This is a genomic window from Streptomyces ficellus (assembly GCF_009739905.1).
Lineage (GTDB): Bacteria > Actinomycetota > Actinomycetes > Streptomycetales > Streptomycetaceae > Streptomyces > Streptomyces ficellus_A.
Genome location: NZ_CP034279.1, coordinates 1,275,110 through 1,299,356 on the forward strand (window position 1 = coordinate 1,275,110; position 24,247 = coordinate 1,299,356).

Annotated in this window: 24 protein-coding genes; 6 read left to right on the forward strand and 18 right to left on the reverse strand. The window is 72.3% G+C overall.

The annotated features are described in order from the left end of the window. Nucleotides 1-6: 6 nt before the first annotated feature. Nucleotides 7-762: a hypothetical protein gene (locus tag EIZ62_RS05600; RefSeq protein ID WP_156691610.1), complete on the forward strand. Its 756-nt coding sequence runs from the start codon at nucleotides 7-9 to the stop codon at nucleotides 760-762. Here EIZ62_RS05600 and EIZ62_RS05605 read toward each other — a convergent pair. After that, complete coding sequence (locus EIZ62_RS05605; protein ID WP_244376128.1) at nucleotides 759-1,697, reverse strand: helix-turn-helix domain-containing protein; 939 nt, start codon at nucleotides 1,695-1,697, stop codon at nucleotides 759-761. The genes EIZ62_RS05600 and EIZ62_RS05605 overlap by 4 nt on opposite strands. 96 nt (nucleotides 1,698-1,793) lie before the next feature. Here EIZ62_RS05605 and EIZ62_RS05610 point away from each other — a divergent pair, with 96 nt between their 5' ends. From EIZ62_RS05610 to EIZ62_RS05620, 3 genes are all read left to right on the forward strand, one after another. Continuing rightward, on the forward strand, nucleotides 1,794-3,323 hold the full coding sequence (locus tag EIZ62_RS05610) for an alpha/beta hydrolase family protein (RefSeq protein ID WP_156691611.1): 1,530 nt from the start codon (nucleotides 1,794-1,796) through the stop codon (nucleotides 3,321-3,323). 495 nt (nucleotides 3,324-3,818) lie between these two features. Next, the gene (locus EIZ62_RS05615; RefSeq protein ID WP_244375478.1) at nucleotides 3,819-5,006 is read left to right on the forward strand and encodes a L,D-transpeptidase; all 1,188 of its coding nucleotides are present in this window, start codon (nucleotides 3,819-3,821) and stop codon (nucleotides 5,004-5,006) included. 146 nt (nucleotides 5,007-5,152) lie between these two features. Then, nucleotides 5,153-6,754 (forward strand): CocE/NonD family hydrolase, encoded by a 1,602-nt coding sequence (locus EIZ62_RS05620; RefSeq protein WP_244375482.1) that lies wholly within the window; start codon nucleotides 5,153-5,155, stop codon nucleotides 6,752-6,754. Between the two features lie 76 nt (nucleotides 6,755-6,830). Here EIZ62_RS05620 and EIZ62_RS05625 read toward each other — a convergent pair whose 3' ends face one another. From EIZ62_RS05625 to pcaDC, 8 genes are all read right to left on the reverse strand, one after another. Further along, nucleotides 6,831-7,700, reverse strand: a complete 870-nt coding sequence (locus EIZ62_RS05625) for an amino acid ABC transporter permease (RefSeq protein ID WP_156691613.1) — start codon at nucleotides 7,698-7,700, stop codon at nucleotides 6,831-6,833. After that, nucleotides 7,697-8,341: an amino acid ABC transporter permease gene (locus EIZ62_RS05630; RefSeq protein WP_156691614.1), complete on the reverse strand. Its 645-nt coding sequence runs from the start codon at nucleotides 8,339-8,341 to the stop codon at nucleotides 7,697-7,699. The genes EIZ62_RS05625 and EIZ62_RS05630 overlap by 4 nt, the downstream gene beginning before the upstream one ends. Before the next feature lie 10 nt (nucleotides 8,342-8,351). Continuing rightward, nucleotides 8,352-9,284: a glutamate ABC transporter substrate-binding protein gene (locus tag EIZ62_RS05635; protein WP_156691615.1), complete on the reverse strand. Its 933-nt coding sequence runs from the start codon at nucleotides 9,282-9,284 to the stop codon at nucleotides 8,352-8,354. Nucleotides 9,285-9,302: 18 nt separating this feature from the next. Continuing rightward, a complete protein-coding gene (locus tag EIZ62_RS05640) occupies nucleotides 9,303-10,046 on the reverse strand; it encodes an amino acid ABC transporter ATP-binding protein (protein ID WP_156691616.1) in 744 nt (247 codons plus the stop codon). A gap of 124 nt (nucleotides 10,047-10,170) precedes the next feature. Beyond that, nucleotides 10,171-10,617: a DUF6278 family protein gene (locus EIZ62_RS05645; RefSeq protein WP_156691617.1), complete on the reverse strand. Its 447-nt coding sequence runs from the start codon at nucleotides 10,615-10,617 to the stop codon at nucleotides 10,171-10,173. Between the two features lie 48 nt (nucleotides 10,618-10,665). After that, a complete protein-coding gene (locus tag EIZ62_RS05650) occupies nucleotides 10,666-11,445 on the reverse strand; it encodes an exodeoxyribonuclease III (protein ID WP_156691618.1) in 780 nt (259 codons plus the stop codon). 54 nt (nucleotides 11,446-11,499) lie between these two features. After that, a complete protein-coding gene (locus EIZ62_RS05655; protein ID WP_156691619.1) occupies nucleotides 11,500-12,132 on the reverse strand; it encodes an MBL fold metallo-hydrolase in 633 nt (210 codons plus the stop codon). 17 nt (nucleotides 12,133-12,149) lie between these two features. Further along, nucleotides 12,150-13,607 (reverse strand): bifunctional 3-oxoadipate enol-lactonase/4-carboxymuconolactone decarboxylase PcaDC, encoded by a 1,458-nt coding sequence (gene pcaDC, locus EIZ62_RS05660; RefSeq protein WP_156691620.1) that lies wholly within the window; start codon nucleotides 13,605-13,607, stop codon nucleotides 12,150-12,152. Nucleotides 13,608-13,966: 359 nt separating this feature from the next. Between pcaDC and EIZ62_RS05665 the strand changes: the two genes are divergently transcribed. After that, nucleotides 13,967-14,341, forward strand: a complete 375-nt coding sequence (locus tag EIZ62_RS05665) for a hypothetical protein (RefSeq protein ID WP_156691621.1) — start codon at nucleotides 13,967-13,969, stop codon at nucleotides 14,339-14,341. A 46-nt stretch (nucleotides 14,342-14,387) separates the two neighbouring features. On the opposite strand, the gene EIZ62_RS05670 is transcribed toward EIZ62_RS05665, so the two are convergent. The 7 genes from EIZ62_RS05670 to EIZ62_RS05700 form a co-directional block, all read right to left on the reverse strand. After that, nucleotides 14,388-14,951 carry a hypothetical protein gene (locus EIZ62_RS05670; protein WP_208827778.1) on the reverse strand — a complete coding sequence of 188 codons (564 nt, stop codon included), beginning with the start codon at nucleotides 14,949-14,951 and terminating at the stop codon, nucleotides 14,388-14,390. A 2-nt stretch (nucleotides 14,952-14,953) separates the two neighbouring features. Next, the gene (locus EIZ62_RS05675; protein WP_156691622.1) at nucleotides 14,954-16,111 is read right to left on the reverse strand and encodes an ROK family glucokinase; all 1,158 of its coding nucleotides are present in this window, start codon (nucleotides 16,109-16,111) and stop codon (nucleotides 14,954-14,956) included. Nucleotides 16,112-16,226: 115 nt separating this feature from the next. Further along, the gene (locus tag EIZ62_RS05680; protein WP_156691623.1) at nucleotides 16,227-17,054 is read right to left on the reverse strand and encodes an ATP-binding cassette domain-containing protein; all 828 of its coding nucleotides are present in this window, start codon (nucleotides 17,052-17,054) and stop codon (nucleotides 16,227-16,229) included. After that, complete coding sequence (locus tag EIZ62_RS05685; protein ID WP_156691624.1) at nucleotides 17,051-18,106, reverse strand: ABC transporter permease; 1,056 nt, start codon at nucleotides 18,104-18,106, stop codon at nucleotides 17,051-17,053. Before EIZ62_RS05685 ends, EIZ62_RS05680 begins: the two co-directional genes overlap by 4 nt. Then, nucleotides 18,103-19,125, reverse strand: a complete 1,023-nt coding sequence (locus EIZ62_RS05690) for a substrate-binding domain-containing protein (RefSeq protein WP_483030209.1) — start codon at nucleotides 19,123-19,125, stop codon at nucleotides 18,103-18,105. The genes EIZ62_RS05685 and EIZ62_RS05690 overlap by 4 nt, the downstream gene beginning before the upstream one ends. Before the next feature lie 116 nt (nucleotides 19,126-19,241). After that, nucleotides 19,242-20,240 carry a substrate-binding domain-containing protein gene (locus tag EIZ62_RS05695; RefSeq protein ID WP_156691625.1) on the reverse strand — a complete coding sequence of 333 codons (999 nt, stop codon included), beginning with the start codon at nucleotides 20,238-20,240 and terminating at the stop codon, nucleotides 19,242-19,244. Between the two features lie 142 nt (nucleotides 20,241-20,382). After that, nucleotides 20,383-21,102 carry a GntR family transcriptional regulator gene (locus EIZ62_RS05700; RefSeq protein ID WP_156696228.1) on the reverse strand — a complete coding sequence of 240 codons (720 nt, stop codon included), beginning with the start codon at nucleotides 21,100-21,102 and terminating at the stop codon, nucleotides 20,383-20,385. Nucleotides 21,103-21,266: 164 nt separating this feature from the next. On the opposite strand from EIZ62_RS05700, the gene EIZ62_RS05705 reads away from it, so the two are divergent. After that, nucleotides 21,267-22,280, forward strand: coding sequence for a Gfo/Idh/MocA family protein (locus EIZ62_RS05705; protein ID WP_156691626.1), 1,014 nt, complete (start codon nucleotides 21,267-21,269; stop codon nucleotides 22,278-22,280). Here the strand turns inward: EIZ62_RS05705 and EIZ62_RS05710 are convergent. Continuing rightward, nucleotides 22,270-23,448: a cytochrome P450 family protein gene (locus EIZ62_RS05710; protein WP_156691627.1), complete on the reverse strand. Its 1,179-nt coding sequence runs from the start codon at nucleotides 23,446-23,448 to the stop codon at nucleotides 22,270-22,272. The two genes, EIZ62_RS05705 and EIZ62_RS05710, sit on opposite strands and share 11 nt — an antisense overlap. A gap of 77 nt (nucleotides 23,449-23,525) precedes the next feature. Beyond that, complete coding sequence (locus EIZ62_RS05715) at nucleotides 23,526-24,149, reverse strand: dihydrofolate reductase family protein (RefSeq protein ID WP_156691628.1); 624 nt, start codon at nucleotides 24,147-24,149, stop codon at nucleotides 23,526-23,528. Nucleotides 24,150-24,247 lie beyond the last annotated feature (98 nt).

The following is a 24,247-nucleotide window of genomic DNA, read 5'->3' on the forward strand; positions in this document are numbered from 1 at the left end:
GCGCCCATGTATGAAGACCTGCTCAACATCGTGCTCGGCGTGGTCGCCACGGGCGTCAGCGCGTCGCTCGGCTGGATGGCCCGCACCGCGCTGTGGCGCCGCAGGCTCCGCCGCAAGCAGGCCTTCTTCGGGCTGCCCGGCAACGCCGAGTGCCTGCTCGTGGTGAACCGTGAGGCGGGCAGCGAGAGCGCGGTGCACCGGTTCGACGCGTCCGCGCTGCTGGAGCTGGCGGCGCTGGTGAAGGACTGCGGCGCCCATGCCCGGATCGTGTACCACGACGCCACCCAGCAGGGCTTCGGCGAGCGCACCGAGTTCTGCCTCGGCGGGCCGTACTCGAACCGGCGGATGGCCGCCCATCTCTCCACGCTGCTCCCGGGCGTCGACGTCAACGTCGAGCTGGAGCCGGGTCCGGGGCGCGGCGCCTTCACGATCGGCTCGGAGGTCTACCGGATGGACGCGGGTGCGTCCGAGTACGTGGTCCTCGCCCGGCTCACCGCCGGAGAGGGCGCCCGGCCGGTGTTCCTGTTCTGCGGCCAGCGCGCGATCACCAACCAGGCGGCCACCCGCTACCTGGTGCGCCACCACGAGAAGCTGGCGCGGAAGCACGGCGCGGACGGCTCCTTCGTGCTGCTGCTGAAGGTCGTCAACTCGCAGGCCTACGGGCCGGATGTCGTCGAGCTGGTGGCGGACGTGACGCGTGCGGCGCAGGCCCCGGCGTCGCCTGCGGATCCGGACCCGGACGTGGAACCGGCCGCCGGCTAGGCCGTGGCGAGCTCGGCGTCCAGCGCCGTGAGCAGCCAGTCGTGGGCGGTGCCCGGTGTCGGTTCGGGGCGGCCGGAGGCGGGACTGATCAGTACGGCGGTGAGTTCCCAATACCGGTCGATCCGGGGGTCCGACGCGAGCTGCGCGCTCAGCCGCCGGCGGAAGGCGGAGGTGTCGGGGACGCCGAGCGCACGGGCGTACGCCGTCACGAAGCAGTCGAGCGCCTCGCCGTCGGACGGGGCGCGTCCGGCCCGGAGTTCGGGTGCCGCCAGCGCGTACGCCTCGGTGAGGCCCTCGTAGAGCACCGCGGGGCGCCAGCCGTCGGCGGTGCGGTGGGCGGTCGGCTGGCAGAGGACGCCGCTGAGGCAGGGTCCGGAGACGAGGGCGTGCAGCCGGGCGAAGGCCAGGACCTGCTCGGGGGTGGGGTCGTCGGGCGGCTGGGGCACGGCCTGTTCGAGGAATGAGGACAGCAGCCGGGCCGGGAACCGCGCGGGGAGCCAGCGCTTCCAGAACCGCGCCGGCGCGGCCGTGCTCGGCGGGGCGGACACGGCGCCGACCAGCCGCAGCCGTTCGGCGCGTTCGCCGGGAGGGCAGTCGCGGAGCAGGTGGAGGGCGGCCTCCCGCCAGCGCAGGGCGGTCATCTGGGTGCCCAGCTCGCGCAGCCGTCCCGCCACGACGTTCTCCAGCGCGGCGCCGAGCCCGTCGTCCTCGTCGAGGACCACCCGGCCCACGTCGGGGACCGGCAGGTCCAGCGCGCGCAGGGAGCGGATCAGGCGCAGCCGGTCGAGCGCGTCGGGGCCGTACCGCCGGTGGCCGCCGGGGCTGCGGGCCGCCTCGGGCAGCAGACCGCGGTCGGAGTAGAAGCGGACGGTCTTGACGGTGACGCCCGCGTGTTCGGCGAGCTCCCCGATGCTCCACAGGGTGTCGGACGGCACCACTTGAACCTCCCTCAGGGGGAGTTCCTACGGTACCGGCGAGCGGGGCGGCCGTGACGGCCGGGCCCGTGGACGGAAGCGTACGAGGAGGGGTTCATGACGGCGTTCATCCTGGTGCCGGGGGCGCACACGGGCGGCTGGGTCTGGGAGGAGGTGGCGGACCGGCTGCGGCGGGCCGGGGCGCAGGCGTACCCGGTGACGCTCGTCGGCGAGGGCGCAGACGGGGACGGCGAGGGCGTGAACGGCGGGGGCGCGGACGGCGGCGATCTGGAGAGCCATGTCGCGCGGCTGGTGCGGCTGATCGACCGGGTGGAGGCCGACGATGTGGTGCTGGTCGGCCACTGCTACGGCATCCACCCGGTGTTCGCGGCCGCCGACCGCCGCCGGGAGCGGATCTCGCGGATCGTGCACGTGGACGTGGGCATGCCGCGGGACGGCCGGCCGGCCCTCGACCTGGTGCCGGACCAGGGCCTGCGCGAACGGCTGGCCGCCGGCGGGGACGGCGACGGGGCGGGCCGGCTCGCGGCACCGTCGCGGGACGCCTGGCACCGCTGGGGCAGCCTGGACGGTGTCCCCGCCGGGGCGCTGGACCGGCTGGTCCGTGAGGCCGTACCGCAGCCGCTCGATACGCTCACGCAGCCGATGCGGCTGTCCGGGGCGGTCGGCGAACTGCCCACGACCGGCGTCCTGTGCACCGGCAACGGCCCCGGCATCGAAACGCTCGAGGCCCTGGCCGCCCTCGGTGACCCGGCCCTGCAGGCGCTCACCGACCCCCGGATCGGGTTCTTCGAACTGGCCACCGGACACTGGCCGATGCTGTCCGCACCGGACGACCTGGCGGACGCGCTGCTCAAGGCCGCGGCGGGAGGGGGCCACCGGCTCACGCCCGCCGGGGAACCGCCGCACCTGCGGCCGTTCCTCCTGGACCCGCCCGAGGTCCGTCGGGAGCGGTCCGGCCGGGTGGACCTGTACCTGCCGGACGACCTGGACGAGCGGCCGGGTCGGCGGCCCGCGGTGGTCCTGGTGCACGGCGGGCCGGTGCCCGAGGGTGCCCGCCCGACGCCCCGGGACTGGCCCGCCTTCACCGGGTACGGCCGGTACGTGGCCGGGCTCGGGGCGGTCGGGGTGACGGTGGACCACCGGCTGCACGACCTCACCGACTACCCGCGCGCCGCGCAGGACGTGGCGGCCGCGGTCGACCTGGTGCGCGCCGATCCGCGCGTCGACCCCGACCGGGTGGCGCTGTGGTTCTTCTCGGCGGGCGGGTTGTTGTCGGCGGACTGGCTCTCGGCGCCGCCGGCGTGGCTGCGGTGTGTCGCGGCGACGTATCCCGTCCTCGCTCCGCTGCCGAGCTGGGGGCTCGGCGGCTCCCGGTTCCACCCGGCCCGGGCGGTGACCGGGGCGGGGCGGTTGCCGCTGGTACTGACCCGGGTGGAACGTGAGCGTCCCGAGATCGCACGGACGGTCACGGAGTTCCTGGCGGCCGCGGAGAAGTGCGGGGCCGACGTCGAGGTGGTGGACGTGCCGGACGGCACGCACGGTTTTGAGACCACCGACCACAGCGAGCCGGCCCGCCGGGCGGTGGACCGTGCGGTCCGCGCGGTCCTCTCCCACCTGACCGCCTGACCACCGACCGGCTCGTCCCGCGGCGCGGACCTTCGGGCCCTGCGCCCCGGGGCGGGACGGAGGGCCGGGAGGCCGAGGGGGACTGGCGGGAGCGCCCGGCGGGCGGGCACCCGGGGCCAAGGCGACCGGGGCCTGCGGGCCCGCACAGGGCATGCGCCCGGCGGGCACGGCCCGCCCGGCGGCATGCACGACCGGCGGGCCGACCACGCCCGGTCCCGACGGGCCAGCTGCGCACCCGCGCCGACCGGGCGCCGACCGCCGGCCCCACAGCCCACGCGCCCGGCGGCCGCGGGAAGCCCAGCAGCGGCCCGCGCCCGGCCGCAGCACAGCCCAGCGGCATCCACGCCCCCGCAGGCACGCTCCAGCGGGCGCACCCACCCACCCTCCCGGCGCCCAATCCAACCGGTGGGGGAAATTTCCGGCGCCCCGCAGGCAACCCGGGGCCTGCGTTCGCCCTCTCACTCGGGGACGCAGAAACGCATCGGAGGTTCCCAGGTGACCCGCACACGCCCGCGCAGCCCCTTCCGCACCGCCGCCACGGCCGGCACCGCGGTCCTTGCCGCGGCGGTCCTGACCGCGTGCTCGGGTGGTTCGGGCAGCGCGAAGGCCGACGACAAGGACGCCGCCAAGCCCGACACCCGGATCTCCGTGAACCTCTCCGGCAAGGATGCCAAGGCCGGCCAGCCGGTGAAGGTGACCCTGGCGGAGGGCAAGCTCCAGCAGGTCACCGTCACCGACTCCAAGGGCGCCACGCTCGACGGTGCCGTGTCCTCGGACGGCCGGACCTGGACGTCCGCCCGCAAGGCGGCCCCGGGGACCGCGTACACCGTCGAGGCGCGCTCCGTGGACGGCGGCACGGCGAAGGCGGACTTCGCCACGGCCGCGCCCGACAAGGTGAACAAGCTGACGCTGGCCCCCGGCAAGAACACCACGGTCGGCATCGCCCACCCGCTGTCGATCGTCTTCGACCACCCGGTGAAGAACAAGGCGGAGGTCGAGAAGCACCTGAAGGTGACGACCTCGAACAACACGACCGGTTCGTGGGGATGGATGGAGGACTGGTCGGGGAAGACCCGGGTCGACTGGCGGCCGAAGGACTACTGGAAGCCCGGCACCAAGGTCACGCTGAAGGCCGAGCTGAACGGGGTCGACTCGGGCGAGGGCGGCGGCTGGTTCGTCCGCGACTACACGACCAACGTGACGATAGGGAAGAACCAGCTCGTCAAGGTCGACCTGGACAACCACCGGCTGAAGCTGATGCGGGACGGCCAGGAGGTCAAGGACATCCCGATGTCGGGCGGTACGCCGGGCGGCGACAAGGCGTCGTGGCGCGGGAAGACGGTGCTGATGTCGAAGGAGGGCACCATCAACATGCGTTCCGAGACGGTCGGCCTGGGTGACGCGTACGACAAGATGGTCGACTACTCGATGCGGCTGACCTGGTCCGGGATGTACGCGCACGCCGCGCCGTGGAACGCCCGGTACATGGGCAGCGCCAACAAGAGCTCCGGCTGCATCGGCATGGACACCCCGGACGCCCGCTGGGTGTACGACCAGGTGCAGGTGGGTGACCCCTTCGAGGTGGAGGGCGGCGACGCCAAGGGCACGCAGGCGCTGAACAACGGCTACGGCGAGTGGAACCTGTCGTGGGCGGACTGGCAGGCGAAGAGCGCCCTCCGCTGACCGGACGTCGCTGACGCGTCGTCACACGACCTCGCTGACAAGAAGTCCAACAATCGTTACCGTGGCGTAACTTACCGACCAGTTACCTCCGGTAAGCCGCTCGTGGTTACCTTCGGTTCACCCTTCAAGCGAATCGGGAGTGAACCGTGGGAGAGCCGCGACGAGCCCTGCGTACCCCCCTCCGTACGTCCCTCCGTACGACGACGACCGGTGCCGTTTCCGTCGCCCTGGTGGCGGGAACGGGCCTCGGTCTCGCACCCGCCGCGGCGGCCACGCCCACCGGTCCACCGGGCATCCGCTTCGTCGACATCGCCGGGGACGGCGGCACCGTACTGAAGGCCAACGTCGTGACCCCCGCCGGTGCCGACGGAACCCGCCGCTTCCCGGTGATCGTGCTGCCGACCAGCTGGTCCATGCCGCAGGTCGAGTACGTCGCCCAGGCGAAGAAGCTCGCCGACGCCGGTTACGTCGTCGTCAGCTACAACTCCCGCGGTTTCTGGCAGTCCGGCGGGCACATCGAGGTCGCCGGTCCGCCGGACGTCGCCGACGCCTCCAAGGTGATCGACTGGGCGCTGGCCAACACGCCCGCGGACCCCGAGCGGATCGGCATGGCGGGCGTCAGCTACGGCGCCGGGATCAGCCTGCTCGCCGCCGGGCACGACAAGCGCATCAAGGCCGTCGTCGCGATGAGCGGCTGGGCCGACCTCATCGACTCCATCTACAGCGGCCGCACCCAGCACCGCCAGGCCGCCGCGATGCTCGGCGGCACCGGCTACCTCACCGGCCGCCCGAGCGCCGAACTCCAGCAGACCCTCAAGGACTTCCTCGCCTCCAACCTCGACAAGGAGGAGGAGATGATCGCGTGGGGCGCCAAGCGCTCCCCCGCCTTCGCGCTGGACCGGATCAACGCCAACGGCGCCGCCATCATGCTCGGCAACGCCTGGGGCGACACCATCTTCCCGCCCAACCAGTACGCCTCCTTCTACGAGAAGCTCACCGGCCCCAAGCGCCTGGAGTTCCGCCCGGGCGACCACGCCACCGCCGAGGCAACCGGCCTGCTGGGCCTGCCCAACGACACCTGGACCAACGCCCACCGCTGGTTCGACCACCACCTCAAGGGCGCCGACAACGGCATCGACCGCGAGCAGCCCGTACAGCTCGCATCCCGCTCCACCGGCGGCTACGAGGGCTACCCGGACTGGAAGTCGGTCGGCGCGAACGAACGCAAGATCGCGCTCGCCGGCACCAAGAAGGTGTACGCGAACGTCGATTCGGGCGCGAACGGCGGCACGGTGATGCTGTCGGGGATCCTCGACCAGTTCCTGAAGCTGCCCCCGGTGGCGTCCATCCCCCTCCTCCCCCGCTCCTTCGCCGCCGTCTGGCAGTCCGAGCGGTACGACACCGCCCAGCGCGTGCGGGGGACGACGAGGCTGCACACCACGGTCACCTCGAACGAGCCGAGCGGAACGCTGGTCGCGTACCTGTACGACGTGGGCCCGCTGGGCGTCGGCAAGCTGGTGAGCAACGCGCCGTACACCTTCCACGACAGGACGCCGGGCCGGCCGTTCGCCGTGGACCTGGAGCTGTTCTCCACCGCCTACGACGTCCCGGCCGGCCACCGGCTCGCCCTGGTCGTCGACACCGTCGACCCGCTGTACATCGAGCACAACCCGTCCGGCGCGCGGCTGACCTTCTCCTCGCCGGCGTCCGACCCGTCGTACGTGTCGGTGCCGCTGCGCGAGAAGTGATCTCCGGCCGCTGCCGGGCGGGGCTGGCCCTGCGGGTCCGTCGGCGTCCCGACCCGCCGCCGCGTCCCCCCGCGCCCTACCCGGGCTCGGGGGGTCCCCCCGGCAGCAGCGTCCCTGTTCCGGCCGGCCGGGCGTCCAGGCCTTCCGTCTTCGGGCTGCGCCGCTGCCTCTTCGCCACCCAGGTGGCGAACCAGGAGAGCAGCATGCACATCCCGATGTAGATCGGCGAGATCACCAGCACCACGGGGATGAACGGCAGATCGTAGTCGAGGTTCGACGCGATCAGCTTGCCCGCGTGGAGGAATTCCTCGTAGGTGATGAGGAAGCCCAGTGAGGTGTCCTTCAGCGCGACCACCAGCTGGCTGATGATCGCGGGCAGCATGGCCCGTACGCCCTGCGGCACCAGGACGTGGGTCATGACCTGCGTCTTGCGCATGCCGAGGGAGTACGCGGCCTCCCGCTGGCCGCGCTCCACGGAGTTGACGCCCGCCCGGAACACCTCGGCGAGCACCGAGCCGTTGTAGAGGGTCAGTCCGGCGACCAGCGCGGGCAGTGGCTGGACCTTCAGCGCCACGAAGATGAAGAAGATCATCACCAGGACGGGCATGGCGCGGAAGAACTCGACGACGACGGTCGCCGTCCACCGGAAGACCCGGTGCTCGGACAGGCGTCCGGTGGCGAGGACGGCGCCCAGCGCGAGCGAGAGGACCGCCGCGAGGGCGAACGCCTTGAGGGTGTTGCCGAGTCCGCGCAGCAGCAGTTCCTGGATGCCCTCGTAGGCGAACGGGTTCCACTTGGCGTAGGTGAACTGGTCGGTGTCGAAGAGGAGGTAGAGGACCCAGCCGACCAGTGCCACGATGAGGACGGTCGACAGGACCCCGTACGCGAAGTGCCGTTTCCGGGTCCTGGGGCCCGGGATGTCGTACAGAGCGGTTGCGCTTGTCATCGGGCGACTCCCCAGCGCTTCTCCATGATGTGGAAGACGGCGCTGATGGTGAGGGTGATGATCAGGTAGCCCAGGGCGATCCAGACGAAGGTCCAGATGATGCTGTAGCCCAGTTCGTTGAGGGTCTTGTAGGTGCCGAGGAGTTCGGTGACGCTGAACGCCCCCGCAATGGCCGAGTTCTTGGCAAGGGCGATGAGCGTGGAGCCGACCGGTGGGATGACGCTGCGGAAGGCCTGCGGGAGGACGACGGCCGCGAGGGCCTGGCTGAAGGACATGCCGAGGCTCCGGGCCGCCTCGCCCTGCCCCTGGGGCACGGTGTTGATGCCGGAGCGCAGCGCCTCGCAGATGAAGGCGGAGGTGTAGCAGCCGAGCGCGATCACCGCGAACAGGGTGAAGGGCAGGACGAGTCCGAAGCGCGGCAGGCCGAGCAGGACCGCGAAGAACAGCAGGGTGAGCGGAGTGTTGCGCAGGACGGTCACCCATACGGTGCCGAAGGCGCGCAGCGAGCCGACGGGGGCGACGCGGAAGGACGCCATGACGAAGCCGAGGACGAGGGCGAGGAGGGAGGAGTAGACCGTGAGCTCGACGGTGCCGAGGAAGCCCTCGCCGTAGAGCGACCAGTTGTCTGTCAGTACGTTCATGGCCGGCTCCTCAGCTCGCCGGGTAGCGGTCGATGGCGGGGGGCTTCGGGGCCGGGACGCCGGACAGGCCGAGCGTCGCGTCGTACGCCTTCTTCCAGTTGCCGTTCTCCTCGTTGGCCTGGAGGGCGTCGTCGATGGCGAAGCGCAGCGCGTTGTCGGAGCGGGGAACGCCGACGCCGTAGGGCTCCTCGGAGAAGGGCTGCCCGACGACCTTGAGTTCGTCGGGGACCTTGGCGGCGTAGCCGAGGAGGATGGTGTCGTCGGTGGTGACGGCGTCGACCTGGTAGGTGAGGAGGTTGTCGACGCAGATCGAGTACGTGTCGTAGGCGACGAGGTCGGCCTGCGGGTACTCCTCCTCGATCCGCTGGTAGGGCGTGGAGCCGGCGGCCGAGCAGACGCGCTTGCCGGCCAGGTCCCGCGGGCCCTTGATGCCGGTCTCGTCGGCGCGGACGAGGAGGTCCTGGCCCGCCAGGAAGTAGGGGCCGGCGAAGCCGACGAGCTTCTTGCGGTTGTCGTTGATGGTGTAGGTGCCGACGTAGTAGTCGATCTGGCCGTTCTGGAGCGCGGTCTCGCGGTTGGCGGAGGCGATGGTGCGGAAGGAGACGGTCGCCGGGTCGAAGCCGAGGTGGGCGGCGGTCATCTTGGCGATCTCGATGTCGAATCCGGAGTAGCGGCCGCCGGCGGGGTCCTTCTCGCCGAGGTACGGCTGGTCCTCCTTGGCGCCGACGATCAGGTGGCCGCGCCTCTTGGCGCGTTCCCAGGTGGGCGAGTCGGGCAGCCGGAAGCCGGTCGCCACCCGGTAGACGGGCAGTTCGTCGGGTTGCGGGCCCTTGACGGGCGGGCTGCCGTCCTTGCCGCAGGCGCCCGCGGTCAGGGTGACGGTGAGGGCCAGCGCGAGGGCGGCCCAGGCGCGTCGCGTACGCGTACGGTTCGTACGGTTCATCGGTCCGAGCGCCCCCTGTCAGTGCTTGAGGATCTTGGAGAGGAAGTCCTTGGCGCGCTCGCTGCGCGGGGCGGTGAAGAAGTCCTCGGGGGTGCGGTCCTCGACGACCCGGCCGTCGGCCATGAAGACGACGCGGTTGGCGGCGGAGCGGGCGAAGCCCATTTCGTGGGTGACGACGACCATGGTCATGCCGTCCCGGGCGAGTTGCTGCATGACTTCCAGCACCTCGTTGATCATCTCCGGGTCGAGGGCCGAGGTGGGTTCGTCGAAGAGGAGGGCCTTGGGCTCCATGGCGAGGGCGCGGGCGATGGCCACGCGCTGCTGCTGGCCGCCGGAGAGCTGGGCGGGGTACTTCTCCGCCTGGTCGGCGAGGCCGACGCGGTCGAGCAGTTCGCGGGAGCGCCGGTCGGCGTCCTCCCGCTTGCGCCCCCGGACCTTGACCGGGGCCAGGGAGACGTTCTCGAGCACCGTCTTGTGGGCGAAGAGGTTGAACGACTGGAAGACCATGCCGACGTCGGCGCGCAGCGCGGCCAGCGCCTTGCCCTCCTCGGGGAGGTCCTGGCCGTCGATGATGATCCGGCCGGACTCGATCGTCTCCAGCCGGTTGACGGCCCGGCAGAGGGTCGACTTGCCCGATCCGGAGGGTCCGATGACGACCACGACCTCTCCGCGGCCGACGGTGAGGGTGATGTCCTGGAGGACGTGCAACGTACCGAAGTGCTTGTTGACGTCACGCAGCTCGATCAACGGATCGACGGCCATACGCTGCCCTGCCCCCTTCTCAGCTGTGTCGAGGTCAGCGCAAACTATCCAGCCCGAAAAGGGACTTCACGCCCTCGACACGCATAAAGGGGGCATAAGCCGTATAACCACCCGATCCGGGAGGTCAGCCCTCGGCGGCCTCCGCGTAGACCTGGGAGAGTTCCGGGGATCCGCCGATCGCCCAGTCCAGACCGGCCTCGACGACGTGGATCTCCCGGCCCGACACCAGCCGGACGACGGGCTGGCCGCCCCGCGTCAGGTGCCAGTGCGCGCCGGGCACCGTCCGTACGATGACCGTACCGAGGTAGAGCCCCGCGTCGTTGCCGAGCCAGGGCAGCTCCTCGGGGTCGTCCCGCCAGCGCGGCGGAAGCTGGTCGAGGGCCTCCAGCGAGCGGGGCGTGTCGTCCAGCCGCACCCCCTGCTCCTTCACCCGGGCGCGCAGCAGGTCGCACTCGGCGAGCATGTCGGCCACGCCCTCCGGGTCGCCGTCCCTCGGGCCGCTCTCGACGGCCGCGAGAGCGCGCCCACCGCCGTGCCGCTTCCGCCAGGCGTCCAGGAAAGGGATGTTCATGGCACCCAGCGTCGCACCGAACGCACCGGGCGCACTACAGGGCGCGCGCTACACGTCGAGGTCGACGACGACCGGGGCGTGGTCCGAGGCGCCCTTGCCCTTGCGCTCCTCACGGTCGACGTAGGCGTCCTTGACCGCGTCGGAGAACGGCTTGTTGCCGTACACCAGGTCGATGCGCATGCCCCGGTTCTTGGGGAAGCACAGCTGGCGGTAGTCCCAGTACGTGAACGGGTGGTCGTACTTCAGCGGGCGGGGCACCACGTCGGTGAGCCCGGTCTCCCGCAGCCCGGCCAGCGCGGCGCGCTCGGGCTCGGTGACGTGCGTGGAGCCCTCGAAGAAGGCGCGGTCGAAGACGTCGTCGTCGGTCGGCGCGATGTTGAAGTCGCCGAGCACCGCGAAGGGGCGGGAGCCCGCCGCGTCCTCGGCGACGGCGCCCTTGAGCGTCTCCAGCCAGCGCAGCTTGTACGCGTAGTGCTCGTGGGCGACCTCGCGGCCGTTCGGCACGTACACCGACCAGACCCGGACCGGGCCGCAGGTCGCGGAGATGGCCCGGGGCTCCGCCACGGCCTCGTACTCCGGGCCGCCGGGCAGGCCGTGGACCACGTCCTCCAGGCCGACGCGGGAGACCAGGGCCACGCCGTTCCACCGGCCGGTGGCGTGCACCGACGACGCGTACCCCAGCTCGCGCAGCTCGTCGGTGGGGAACTGCTCCGCCGTGCACTTGGTCTCCTGGACGCACAGCACGTCCGTGCCGCTGCTCTCCAGCCAGGCGAGGAGCCGGGGCAGCCGGGCGGTGATCGAATTGACGTTCCAGGTGGCGATGCGCATGTCCCACAGCCTAACGGGGGCCTGTGACAGGCGGGGGTGACGCGTCGGCGGCCGTCACAGCTCCGCCGTGTCCCCGGGCGTCAGCCGGCCGTGGTCCGTGCCGCCGAGCCCGCCGATCTGGCGGTCGTAGATGGGCCGGGCCAGGTCGGTGAGGAGGGCGTCGTGGATGTCGATGGCGCGCCGCGGCTTCACCTCGCGCACGTAGTCGATGACCTCGGAGATCTTGTTCCAGGGGGCCATCACCGGGAGCATCAGCGTCTCGACGGGGTGGTCGGGGACGGTGAGCGCGTCGCCGGGGTGGAAGAGGGCGCCGTCGACCAGGAAGCCGATGTTGGTGACCCGGGGGATGTCCGGGTGGATCACGGCGTGCAGTTCGCCGTGCACCTGGACGTCGAACCCGGCGGCGGTGAAGGTGTCGCCGTGGCCCACCGTGTGGACCCGGCCGGGGAAGGCCGCCGAGATCTTCTCCGCGACGCTGCGCAGCGTCCAGATCTCGGCGCCCGGGGACGCCTCCAGGGCGACGCGCAGCCGCCCCTCGTCGAAGTGGTCGGGGTGTTCGTGGGTGACCAGGACGGCGTCCGCGCCGAGCGCCGCGTCCGGTTCGGTGAACCCGCCGGGGTCGACGACGAGCGTGCGCCCGCCCTTCTCCAGCCGGATGCAGGCGTGGGACTTCTTGGTCAGCTTCATGGGACCATCCTGCCCCTTCAGGCTTCCGGAGTGGTCTCCTCCACGATCACCTGGCGGGCGACGCGGAACGCCGAGTTGGCGGCCGGGACGCCGCAGTAGACGGCGGTCTGGAGCAGCACTTCCTTGATCTCGGCGGGCGAGAGGCCGTTGCGGAGGGCGGCGCGGGTGTGGAAGGCGAGCTCCTCCAGGTGGCCGCCGGCGACCAGGGCGGTCAGGGTGACGGCGCTGCGGGTGCGCCGGTCCAGGCCGTCGCGGGTCCACACCTCGCCCCAGGCGTAGCGGGTGATCAGGTCCTGGAAGTCGCCGGTGAAGTCGTCGGCGGCGGCCATGGCCCGGTCGACGTGGGCGTCGCCCAGCACCTCGCGCCGCACCTTCATCCCCGCGTCGTACGGGTCGGGCCGCTCGGCTCCCGCAGGTGCGGGCGCGGCGGCCCCGGGGGCCTGCGGGCCCGCGGCGGCCGGGGGCGGCACCGCCGCGGCGGCCACCGGCGGTACGGCGCTCGGGACGGCCCCGGGTTCGGCCGGGCCGGGCTCGGCGGGCGTCACCGGCGTCACGGGCGTCACGGGCGTCGTCGCCGGCGCGACGGTGGCCGACGGGACGGCGTGCGCGACCGCCGGGGCGGCCGGGGCGGCGATGGCCTGCGCCACGGGCGGCGCCGCGAGGGCGGCCATGCCGGTGGACGAGTCGGACACGGCCTGCCAGCTGGTGGAGAAGTGCCGTACCAGCAGGTCGGTGACGGCCGCGGGCTGCTCCACCGGCGCGAGGTGGGAGGCGCCGGGCACCACGGCGAGACGGGCGTCGGGGATGCCGGCGACCAGGTGGCGGGCCTCGGCGGGGCCGGTGACGCGGTCCTCGGAGCCGACCAGCACCAGGGTGGGGACGCCCACGCGGCCGAGGTCGGCGCGGACGTCGAACGCGGCGAGCGCCTCGCAGGCGGCGACGTACGCGCCGGCGTCGGTGGTGCGGACCATCTGGACGGCCCACTCGACGATGGCGGGCTGGGCGGCGGCGAAGCCGGGGGTGAACCAGCGCTCGGGCGCGGTGCGGGCCATCGGGTCGAGGCCGTTGGTGCGGACGATCACCCCGCGCTGGCGGAACTCGTCGGCGGTGCCGAAGCGGGGCGAGGAGGCGATCAGGGCGAGCGAGGCGAGACGGTGCGGGGCGCGCAGGGCGAGGTCGGTGCCGATGGCGCCGCCGATGGAGCACCCGGCGTAGCCGAAGCGGTGGACGCCCAGTTCGTCGAGGGTGGCCAGCAGCCGGTCGGTGAGGTCGGCGACGGAGCTCGCGGGGTGGGCGGGGGCGCCGCCGTGGCCGGGGAGGTCGAAGCGGATGACCCGCCACTGGCGCACCAGCTCGGGTATCTGCCGGTCCCACATGTGCCAGGTGGTGCCGAGCGACGGGCCGAGGATGAGGACGGGGGCGTCGTCGGGGCCGTCGGACCGGTATTGCAGGGTGTTCGGTGGTGTCTCGCTCACTCGTCAGAGCCTCTCATCTCTCCGGTCCGCCCCTGAGGCGGGGGGCCTGACTGTGCCCTTCCGGCCGGGTGGCGCGTGCCGGGCCGCCGAATCCGACGATGACCGGGTCGCCGTCGCCGTCGCCGGCGGCAGCGGTGCGGAACCGCAAACGCTTCCCGCCCTTGTCCGAATCGCACTCCGGACACGCCGCTGACCTGCCCGGACAGCCGGCGCGCTGTCCGGGACAGCCGGTGGGCGTTGCCCCGGCCCGCCGCCGGTCGCGAGGCTCTTCGGTGTCCGGCCGGGCCGGCCCGTCACCGTGCGGGCCGCCCGTGCCTCGTCGATGAGCACCAGCGCCACAGGGCGCGAAAGGGGAGGACATGAAGATCCGTCGTACGTTGACGGCGGCCGTGATGCTCGGGGCATCGGCCGTCGTCCCCACCGCCGGGGCGGCCGTCGCCGCGTCCGCACCCGCCTCCGCGGCCCGGATCGCAGCGGTCGACTGCGACTGGGACATCGAGGGGCGCGAGGGCATCCGGCACATGCACTACAAGGCGGGCGCCACCTTCCGCGGGGGCCCCTACTCGGAGTGCGACGGGTACAAGCAGCCGAACCAGGGCTGGGCCCACGCGACCTGCTACTACTACAACCCCGCCCGCGGGACGAAGTGGTTCTGGTCCCCCGACTGGACCTCGTGGGTATACAGCGGGAACGTGACCTTCCCGTACGGCGACGAGCCCACCCGGCGCTGCTGAACGCGCCGCCGCCCGCGCCCCCGGGCCGTGTCCTCCATGAGGCCGGTCAGGGGGTCGCGGTCGAGACGACGTACACGCGGGGGGCCGCCGGGTCGGTGAGGTCGACGGTGATGTCCTGGCTGGGGCGGGGGTCCTTCTGGCGGTGCGTGGTGGCGGACCAGTCGTGGCCGCCGGGGAACTTCCAGCCCACCGTGTGGGCGTCGCGCTCGCTGATCGTGACGTCCTGGGCGTCGAGGGCGGCGCGGCTCGTCCCGACGTCGTTGAGGAAGTCGTCCAGCCCCGCGCCGGTGGTGGTGAACTCGACGTACAGCCTGCTGGACTTCCAGTTGCTGGTCTCGAAGTAGGCGACCTCGGTGGAGCCGCCGGGGATCGGGACCTCGAAGACGCGGCGCTTCATCTTGGACGGCCAGCTGTCCTGGAGTCCGGTGACGGAGGACTCGGCCTCCTTGTCGCGTCCGCTGGCGCGGCTCTGCTGGGCGGAGATCACCAGGTAGCCGGCCGGGATGCCGATGAGCAGCACGATGACGACGGCGGTCAGGACCCGGCGGCGGATCATGCGCCGGCGCTCCTCCGGTGAGGCGGGCTGGTTCAGTACGGACGTCACTGCCATGACTACGGTTCCTGGGTGGGGGTCGTACGGCCGTTGCGGATCGCCTGGGCGTACCGCTCGTACTTCTCGTAGCGCTCCAGGCGGCGGCGGTTGGCGCGGCGGAAGCGGCGGGCGACCAGCCGGGCGAGGTCGGCGGCACCGACCATACCCGCCTCGGGGCCGAGCTGCGCCTTGGCGATGCGGGCCTCGGGGCGGTAGCCGCGGCCGGTGAGGTGGCGGCGGAAGGCGTCGCGGGCGGGGCCGATGAGCAGGTCGTCGGCGGCGCTGACGCCTCCCCCGACGACGAAGCAGGACGGGTCGAGGGCGGCGGCCAGGTTGGCGATGCCGACGCCGAGCCACTGGCCGATGTCCTGGAACAGCTCGACGCACATCGCGTCGCCCTCGCGGGCCAGCTCGGTGATCAGCGGGCCGGTGATGTCGGGGACGGAGCCCTTGACGCGCTCGATGATGTTGTACGCGACCGGCGAGTCGGCCGCCGCCAGCTCCCGGGCCTCCCTGACCAGGGCGTTTCCGGAGCTGTACTGCTCCCAGCAGCCGCGGTTGCCGCAGGGGCAGCGGTGGCCGCCGGGGACGACCTGCATGTGCCCGAACTCGCCGGCGACGCCGTACTTGCCGCGCTTGACCTGGCCGTCCTCCAGGATGGCGCCGCCGATGCCGGTACCGAGGGTGATCATGACCAGGTGGTCCTCGCCGCGGCCCGCGCCGAACCGCCACTCCGCCCAGGCGGCGGTGTTGGCGTCGTTGTCGACCATGACGGGGACGGCGAGGCGGGCCTGGAGCGAGTCGCGCAGCGGCTCGTTGCGCCAGGCCAGGTGCGGGGCGAACAGGACGCGGCTGCGGTCGGCGTCGACCCAGCCGGCGGCGCCGATGCCGACCGCGTGGACGTCGTGCCGGTCGGAGAGGTCCAGGACCAGCTCGGTGATGGTGTCCTCGACGACCTTGGCGCTCTTGGACTTGTCCGGCGTCTCGGTCTTGATCTGCTCCAGGATCTGACCGTCGGCGTCGACGACGCCCGCCATCACCTTCGTGCCGCCGATGTCGATGCCGACGGTGGGGACGCGGGGCGCGGTCAGGTGCGAGCGGCGCTCACGGGCCGAGACGGTCCGCAGGACAGTGGCGCGGGCGGGGCCCTTGTGGGCGAGATCGCGGTACGTGCTCACGAGTCCTGTCGTCCCTGGTGGTGGGGGGAGCCGGGCTGTGGGGGGCCGGCGGCGGACGGCGCCCGCCGCCCCCGATTCTGCCAGGTACGTGGCCGGGGGCGGCGATCCGCCGGGGTCAGGGCGCGGGGTCGGGGCGGGTGCCGGGGCCGCCGAGGTGGGAGGGGGCGGGGGCGCGTTCCAGCTCGTGGCGCAGGTCCTCCAGCTCGCTGCCGCCCGCCATCTGGCGGGTGAGCTCGTCGAGCGTGACGGAGTCCTTGGTGTGGCTCGCCGACATCACTCCGCGCTTGAGCAGGACGAAACGGTCGCCGACGAGGTACGCGTGGTGGGGGTTGTGCGTGATCAGGACCACGCCGAGGCCCGCGTCACGGGCGGCCGCCACGTACTTCAGCACCACGCCCGACTGCTTCACGCCCAGCGCGGCGGTCGGCTCGTCGAGGACGAGGACCTTGGCGCCGAAGTGGACGGCGCGGGCGATGGCCACGCACTGGCGCTCGCCGCCGGACAGGGTGCCGATCGGCTGGTCGACGTCGCGCAGGTCGATGCCCATGCGGGCCAGCTCGCTGCGGGTCGTCTCGCGCATCAGGTCGACGTCGAGGCGCTTGAAGGGACCTCTGCCCCGGGTGGGCTCGGAGCCGAGGAAGAAGTTGCGCCACACCGGCATGAGCGGCACGACCGCCAGGTCCTGGTAGACGGTGGCGATGCCCCGGTCCAGTGCCTCGCGCGGGGAGGAGAGGGAGGTCTCCTCGCCCTCGATGCGGAAGGAGCCGCCGTCGTGCCGGTGCAGCCCGGCGATGATCTTGATGAGGGTGGACTTGCCGGCGCCGTTGTCGCCGAGCACGCAGGAGATCTGGCCGGCGTGGACCTCCAGCGAGACGCCTTCCAGGGCGCGGATGTTGCCGTAGTACTTGCTGACGTCCTCGAGCTGGACGAGAGGGGTGCTCATCGTGTCGCCTCCGCGCGCTTGCGGACCCAGTGGTTGAGCAGGGTCGCGAGTAGGAGCATCGCCCCGAGGAAGAACTTGAACCAGTCCGGGTTCCACTCCGCGTACACGATGCCCTTGCTGGTCATGCCGAAGATGAACGCGCCGACCGCCGAGCCGATCGCGGAGCCGTACCCGCCGGTGATCAGGCAGCCGCCGATCACGGCGGCGATGATGTAGATCAGTTCGTTGCCGACGCCCTCGCCGGACTGGACGACGTCGAAGGAGAACAGCAGGTGCTGTCCCGACACCCAGGCGCAGAAGGCCACGCCCATGTAGAGGCCGATCTTGGTGGTGCGGACCGGGACGCCCACCGCGCGGGCCGCGTCCGCGCCGCCGCCCACCGCGAAGATCCAGTTGCCGAACCGGGTGCGCAGCAGGATCCACGTCGCGACGGCGACCAGACCGAACCACCACAGGACGGTGACCTTGATGTCGACGCCGCCCACGGAGAACTGGGAGGCGAACAGGGCCCGGGCCGAGGCGAAGCCCTCCATGTCGGCGATCGTCTTCGTCGACACCGTGCCGCTGATCAGCTTGGTCAGACCGAGGTTCAGGCCGGTCAGCATCAGGAACGTGCCGAGCGTGATGATGAAGCTCGGCAGTTTCGTCCGGGTGAGCATCACGCCGTTGAAGACGCCGAAGGCCAGGGTCACCAGGAGGGACACGCCGACGCCGGCCCAGACGTTCGCGGTCATCTGGTAGCTGAACATCGAGGAGATCAGCGCGGCGCTGGTGACCATGACACCGGCCGACAGGTCGAACTCGCCGCCGATCATCAGCAGCGCCACCGGGACGGCCATGATGCCGATCGTGGAGGCGGCGTAGAGGACGGTGCCGAAGCTGGAGGCGCGCAGGAAGCCGTCGGCGACGATCGCGAAGAAGACGAAGACCGCGACGGCGCCGACCACGGAGCCGAGCTCGGGCCGGCCGAGGAGCCGTTGCAGCGGTGAGGTGCGCAGCAGCCGCTCGTCGGCGGGGGTCTCGTCCTTCACGGGTGGGGCGGTGGCGGTCATCGGGTACCTCGCTCCGTGAACTGCGCCAGCGCGGCGGCGTCCTTCTCGGTGATGATCTGCGGTCCGGTCAGCACGGGCCTGCCGCCGCCCAGCACGTCCGCGTTGTAGCGGTACAGCCAGAGCAGGTCGACGGCCTCGTAGCCCTGGAGGTACGGCTGCTGGTCGACCGCGAAGCCCAGCTGACCGCTCTTGAGACCGGCGGCCACTTTGGCGTTGAGGTCGAAGGTGTCGATCTCGGCGTCGGACCCGGCGGCCTTCTTCGCCTGGGCGGCGGCGTCGGCGAACGGCGCCCCGAGGGTGACGACGGCGTCGATGGAGCGGTCGGTCTGGAGCTTGGCCTCGATGGACGCCTGGACGTCGGGCATGTTGGTGCCGTCGACGTACAGGTTCTGCAGGTCGCCGTCGAAGGTCTTCTTCACCCCTCCGCACCGCTGCTCGTGGCCGACGTTGCCCTGCTCGTGCAGGACGCACAGCGCCTTCTTGCGGCCCCTCTGGTCCAGCTCGTCGCCGACCGCCTCACCGGCGATGGTCTCGTCCTGGCCGATGTGGGTGAGGGCGCCGAAGGCCTTGGACTGCTCGGAGCCGGAGTTGACGGTGATCACGGGGATGCCGGCCTTCACGGCCCTGGCGACGGCCGCCTTCATGGCGTCGGGCTTGGCCAGGGTGACGATGAGGCCGTCGACCTTCTTGTCGATGTAGGAGTCGACCAGCTGGGCCTGCTGCTGCCCCTCGTCGCTGTGGGCGTAGAGGAAGTTGATGTTGTCCTTGACGGCGGCCTGCTTGGCGCCGTTCTGGACGATGTCCCAGAAGGTGTCGCCGTCCCCGGAGTGGGTGACCATGGCCACGGTCCACCGCGGGGTGTCGACGGCGGACCGGCCCTCGGCGGCGGCCTTGCGGGCGTCCTCGGCGCGCTTGCCGCCGGTGGCGCTGCATCCCGCCACGGTGGCCGCGAGGGACACTCCGAGCACCGTCGCCAGTACCGCGCGGACCGCGCGCACCCCTGTCCGTACCCTCGCCACGACGCCGTGCCCTTCTTGCTGTGCTGATAGTGCTTGCTGCGCTTGCTGTGTCTGTTGTGCTTGCCGTGCTGGTGATGCCGCGGGCCAAGTATGGGTCATGGCGATGTGCCCGGTTTTCATCGGGTACCGCGGGCGGTCAGTTCCTCCAGCGCCGGTACGTCCTTCTCGGTGACGAGGGCCGGGCCGGTGAGGACGGGCTTGCCGCCGCCGATGACGTTGAGGTTGTCCTCGTGCAGCCACAGCGCGTCGACGGCGAGGTAGCCCTGGAGGTAGGGCTGCTGGTCGACGGCGAAGCCGATCTGCCCGGCCTTGAGCTGGGCGACGACGGCGGCGTTGAGGTCGAAGGTGTTGATCTCGGCGCGGGACCCGGCGCCCTGCCGCGCCTTGACGGACGCGGCGGCGAACGGGGCGCCGAGGGTGACGACGGCGTCGATGTCCTTGACCGCCTGCAGCTTGGCCTCGACGGCGGAGGTCGCTGCGGGCATGTTGGTGCCCTCGACGCCGAGGTTCTCGACGGTGCCCTTGAAGGTCTTCTTCACCCCGGCGCAGCGCTCCTCGAGGGACACGTTCCCCTGCTCGTGGATGACGCAGAGCGCCTTCTTCCTGCCGCGCGCGGTGAGTTCCTCGCCGACGGCCTCACCGGCCACGGCCTCGTCCTGGCCGATGTGGGTGATCGCCCCGAAGGCCTTGGAGTGCGGGCCGCCGGAGTTGATCGTCACGACCGGGATGCCGGCGGCGACCGCCTTGGCGACGGAGGCCTTGACCGCCTCGGGCTTGGCGAGGGTGACGATCAGGCCGTCGACCTTCTTGGCCACGTACGAGTCGATGAGAGCCGCCTGTCCCTTGCCCTCCTTGTCGGCGGCGTAGAGGAACGTGACGTTGTCCTTGGCCGCGGCGGCCTTGGCGCCGCTCTGGACGATGTCCCAGAAGGTGTCGCCCTCGCCGGAGTGGGTGACCATCGCGACCGTCATGGCCCGCGTGGCGGCGGGTCTCCCGCCGCCGGAGCCGTTCGCGGCGTCCTCGGAGTCCTTGCCGCCCGAGCTGCTGCATCCGGCGGCTGTGGCGGTGAGTGCGGCTGCGGCCAACAGGGCTGCCGCCGTGCGGGTGGTTCGCATCGTGGGTCTGCCTCGTCTCCCCGGCGCCGCCGTGGTGCGGCTGGGTGCGTTTCTACGGGGGCGGAGCGAACCCGTCAAGAGTTTGTCCGGACATCCTTACGAGAAAGTGGTGCGGGTGCCGCCGTCGAACCGCCGGGCGCCGCTACGGGCGGACGAGGAGCTGGAACTCGAAGGCGTACCGCGACGCGCGGTAGACGTGGGAGCCGAACTCGACCGCCCGGCCGGTGTCGTCGAAGGTGGTGCGTTCCATCGTCAGCAGCGGGGCACCCGGCTCCTCGGTGAGCAGCTCCGACTCCACGCCCGTGGCGGCCCGGGCGCCGACCTTCTGGCGGGCGCTGTGCAGGGTGATGCCGGCGGTGCGCAGCATGCGGTAGAGGCCGGTCGCCTCCAGCAGCTCGGTGTCCAGGTCGAGCAGGCCGAGCGGCAGGTGGTTGCGCAGCCGGGCCATCGGCTCGTCGTGGGCGAACCGCAGCCGCTCCACGTACCGGACCTCGGCGCCCTCCGGTACGCCGAGGGCGGCGGCGACCTCGGCGGAGGCGGGTTCGATGCGGTTGGCGAGCACGGTGGTGGCGGGGCGCTGGCCGGCCGCCTCCAGGTCGTCGTACAGGCTGCTGAGCTCCAGGGGGCGTTTGACCTGGCTGTGCACGACCTGGGTGCCGACGCCTCGGCGGCGGACGAGCAGGCCCTTCTCGACGAGCGCCTGGATGGCCTGGCGGACGGTGGGCCGGGACAGCCCGAGCCGGCCCGCCAGCTCGATCTCGTTGCCGAGGAGGCTGCCCGGGGTGAGGGTCCCGCGCTCGATGGCCGCCTCCAGCTGCTGGGAGAGCTGGAAGTAGAGCGGGACCGGGCTGGTGCGGTCCACGCTCAGCGGGAGGCGCACGACGGAACCGGTCTCTTCTCTGGCTGCTCGGGTCTGCTTGGGCACGGGCCGAGCCTATCCACCGGGAATGATGACGGGAAGTTGTGAAGTCATGTTGTCAGGACAAAAGCTTGACAGGTGACGGTGGCGGCACCACCTTGGGGGCCATGCGCATCGGACTCATCGGAACGGGACGTATCGGGACCTTCCACTCGGGGGTGCTCAGCCGCCACCCCGAGGTGGGCTCACTGGTCGTCGCCGACGCCGACCCCGGCCGGGCGGCCCAGGTCGCCGAACTCACCGGCGCGACGGCGGCGCCGGCCGTCGACGACGTCTTCGCCTGGGGCGTGGACGCGGTGGTGATCGCCTCGGCGACCTCCTCCCACGCCGAACTCATCGCCCGCGCCGCCCGCGCGGGCCTGCCCACCTTCTGCGAGAAGCCCATCGCCCTCGACCTGCCCGGCACGCTCGGCGCGCTCCGCGACGTCGAGGCGGCCGGCACCCAGCTCCAGCTGGGCTTCATGCGCCGCTTCGACGCCGGCTACCGGGCCGCCCGGGACGCCGTCCACGCCGGGCGCCTCGGCCGGCTGCACACGGTCCGGGCGATCACCTCCGACCCGGCGCCCCCGCCCGCCGCGTACCTCCCGCTGTCCGGCGGGCTCTACCGCGACTGTCTGGTCCACGACTTCGACATCCTGCGCTGGGTCACCGGCCGCGAGATCACCGAGGTGTACGCCACCGGCGCGGACGGCGGCCCCGCGATGTTCCGCGAGGCGGGCGACGTCGACACGGCCGCCGTGCTCCTCACCCTCGACGACGGCACCCTCGCCACCGCGACGGCCACCCGCTGCAACGGCGCCGGTTACGACGTACGGATGGAACTGGCGGGCGAGCGCGACCAGATCGCGGTGGGCCTCGACGACCGCACGCCCCTCACGTCCACCGAGCCGCTCGGCCCGCCGGCGGCCAACAAGCCGTGGCCGGGGTTCCTGGAGCGGTTCGCCCCGGCGTACGAGGCCGAGCTGAACGCCTTCGTGCACGTGGCGCGGGGCGAGCTGGCCAACCCCTGCGACGGGCGGGAGGCGCTTCAGGCGCTGCGCGTGGCGGAGGCGTGCGAGCGGTCGCGGCGGGAGCGGCGCCCGGTGCGGCTGGACGAGGTCGGGGACCTGGTCACCATCTGACGGGCAGGCGGCGGACCCCGCGCATGAGGAGGCCGGGCAGCCAGTCGAGCGGCCCGGCCGCCGGGTCGAGGGACAGGCCGGGGAACCGCTCCAGAAGGCCGCGGACGGCGATCCGGCCCTCCAGGCGGGCCAGCGGCGCGCCGAGGCAGTAGTGGATGCCGTGCCCGAAGGCCAGGTGGCCGCCGGTGTCACGGCGGATGTCGAAGCGGTCGGGGTCCGGGAAGCGCTCCGGGTCCCGGTCGCCGGCGCCGATCCCGACGAGGACGGCGGCCCCGCGGGGGATGACCGTGTCCCCCACCCGGATCGGTTCGCGGGCGAAGCGTGCGGTGCCCGTCTCGACGGGACCGTCGTGGCGCAGCATCTCCTCCACCGCCCCGTCGAGCAGGCCGGGGTCGGTGCGCAGCGCGGCCAGCTGGTCCGGGTGGGTGAGGAGGGCGCGGACGCCGCCCGAGATGAGGTTGACGGTCGTCTCGTGGCCGGCGATCAGCAGCAGGTAGGCCATGGCGCGCAGCTCGGCGGCGGACAGCCGGTCGCCGTCCTCGGCGCTGGTGCGCAGCAGCGCGGAGAGCAGGTCGTCGGCGGGGCCGGCGCACCGCTTGTCCTCGATGAGCCCGTCCAGGTACGCGGCCAGCGCCCGCACGGCGGCGCCCTCGGCCTCCTGGCCGGTCGGCGCGACCATCTCGGTGGACCAGGCGTGGAAGGCGTCCCGGTCGGCGAGGGGCACGCCGAGGAGTTCGCAGATCACCGTGATGGGCAGCGGGAAGGCCAGCGCCTCGACGAGGTCGGCGTGCCCGGCGGGCGCCATGGCGTCGATCAGCTCGTCCGTGATGCGCTGGACGCGCGGGCGCAGGGCCTCCACGCGGCGGGCGGTGAACTCGCGGGCGACCAGCCGGCGCAGCCGGGTGTGGTCGGGCGGGTCGAGGACCAGCAGGTAGGGGCCGATGACCTCTTCGTCGAGCATCCGCCGCCCCACCGTCGCCGGTGACTTGGACAGCCGGGGGTCGGCGAGCGCGGCCCGAGCCTCGGCGTGGCCGACGATCAGCCAGACCTCGTTGCCGAGGGCGGTGCGCACGTGGTGGACGGGCCCGGCCTCGCGGAGTTTCGCGTAGTACGGGTAGGGGTCGGCGGTGAAGTCCTCGCCGTACGCGCTGAGATCGACCGTGGCCACCGGGCCAGCCTAAGGGTGAGGGTGATGGTCCACCCTCGCCGGTGCCGGCGAGCGCGGACCGGATGGGGGGCGGCGGGTCACTCGCCGAGTTCGTAGGTGCCGAAGGCGGCGGGGCCGGTGGGGCGGTAGGTCTGGATGGTGACGCCGGTGGACGTGGTGCGGTGGCCGGTGAGGGCGAAGGCGGTCGGCGGCCCGCCGTCGGGGAACAGGCGGCGGCCCGTGCCGAGGAACACCGGGAAGACCAGCAGGTTCAGCTCGTCGGCCAGGCCGAGCGCGATCAGGCTCCGGGCGAGCCGGGCGCTGCCGTGCACCTGGATCTCGCCGCCGGTCCGTTCCTCCTTGAGGCGGCCGACCTCCTGGGCCAGGTCGCCGCCGAGGACGGTGGTGTTGTTCCAGTCCGCCCTGTCGAGGGTCCGGGAGACCACGTACTTGGGCAGGCGGTTGAGCGGGCCGGCGACGGGATCGTCCTCGTCGGTGACCCGGGGCCAGTGGGCGGCGAAGATCTCGTAGGTCCGCCGCCCGAGCAGGAAGCAGTCGACCCGCCGGAACACCTCGTCCATGAACCGGCCGAAGTCCTCGTCGGCGAAGGGGACGCTCCAGCCGCCGTGCTCGAAGCCGTCGGAGCGGTCCTCGTTCGGGCCGCCGGGCGCCTGCATCACGCCGTCCAGGGTCAGGAAGGTGGTGATCGTCAGCTTGGCCATGGCCGTGCCTCTCGTTCTCCGTGCGGGTCGGTTCTCATCGTGTGTCACCCGTACCGACTGTGCCCGCGCAGATGACTCATCGGTGTGGCGGTGCGCGG

Coding starts and splice junctions, on each gene's coding strand:
- EIZ62_RS05600 (WP_156691610.1), top strand. CDS start 7: ATGTATGAAGACCTGCTCAACATCGTGCTCGGCGTGGTCGCCACGGGC.
- EIZ62_RS05610 (WP_156691611.1), top strand. CDS start 1,794: ATGACGGCGTTCATCCTGGTGCCGGGGGCGCACACGGGCGGCTGGGTC.
- EIZ62_RS05625 (WP_156691613.1), bottom strand. CDS start 7,700: ATGACAAGCGCAACCGCTCTGTACGACATCCCGGGCCCCAGGACCCGG.
- EIZ62_RS05630 (WP_156691614.1), bottom strand. CDS start 8,341: ATGAACGTACTGACAGACAACTGGTCGCTCTACGGCGAGGGCTTCCTC.
- EIZ62_RS05635 (WP_156691615.1), bottom strand. CDS start 9,284: ATGAACCGTACGAACCGTACGCGTACGCGACGCGCCTGGGCCGCCCTC.
- EIZ62_RS05640 (WP_156691616.1), bottom strand. CDS start 10,046: ATGGCCGTCGATCCGTTGATCGAGCTGCGTGACGTCAACAAGCACTTC.
- EIZ62_RS05645 (WP_156691617.1), bottom strand. CDS start 10,617: ATGAACATCCCTTTCCTGGACGCCTGGCGGAAGCGGCACGGCGGTGGG.
- EIZ62_RS05650 (WP_156691618.1), bottom strand. CDS start 11,445: ATGCGCATCGCCACCTGGAACGTCAATTCGATCACCGCCCGGCTGCCC.
- EIZ62_RS05655 (WP_156691619.1), bottom strand. CDS start 12,132: ATGAAGCTGACCAAGAAGTCCCACGCCTGCATCCGGCTGGAGAAGGGC.
- EIZ62_RS05665 (WP_156691621.1), top strand. CDS start 13,967: ATGAAGATCCGTCGTACGTTGACGGCGGCCGTGATGCTCGGGGCATCG.
- EIZ62_RS05670 (WP_208827778.1), bottom strand. CDS start 14,951: ATGGCAGTGACGTCCGTACTGAACCAGCCCGCCTCACCGGAGGAGCGC.
- EIZ62_RS05680 (WP_156691623.1), bottom strand. CDS start 17,054: ATGAGCACCCCTCTCGTCCAGCTCGAGGACGTCAGCAAGTACTACGGC.
- EIZ62_RS05685 (WP_156691624.1), bottom strand. CDS start 18,106: ATGACCGCCACCGCCCCACCCGTGAAGGACGAGACCCCCGCCGACGAG.
- EIZ62_RS05695 (WP_156691625.1), bottom strand. CDS start 20,240: ATGCGAACCACCCGCACGGCGGCAGCCCTGTTGGCCGCAGCCGCACTC.
- EIZ62_RS05705 (WP_156691626.1), top strand. CDS start 21,267: ATGCGCATCGGACTCATCGGAACGGGACGTATCGGGACCTTCCACTCG.
- EIZ62_RS05715 (WP_156691628.1), bottom strand. CDS start 24,149: ATGGCCAAGCTGACGATCACCACCTTCCTGACCCTGGACGGCGTGATG.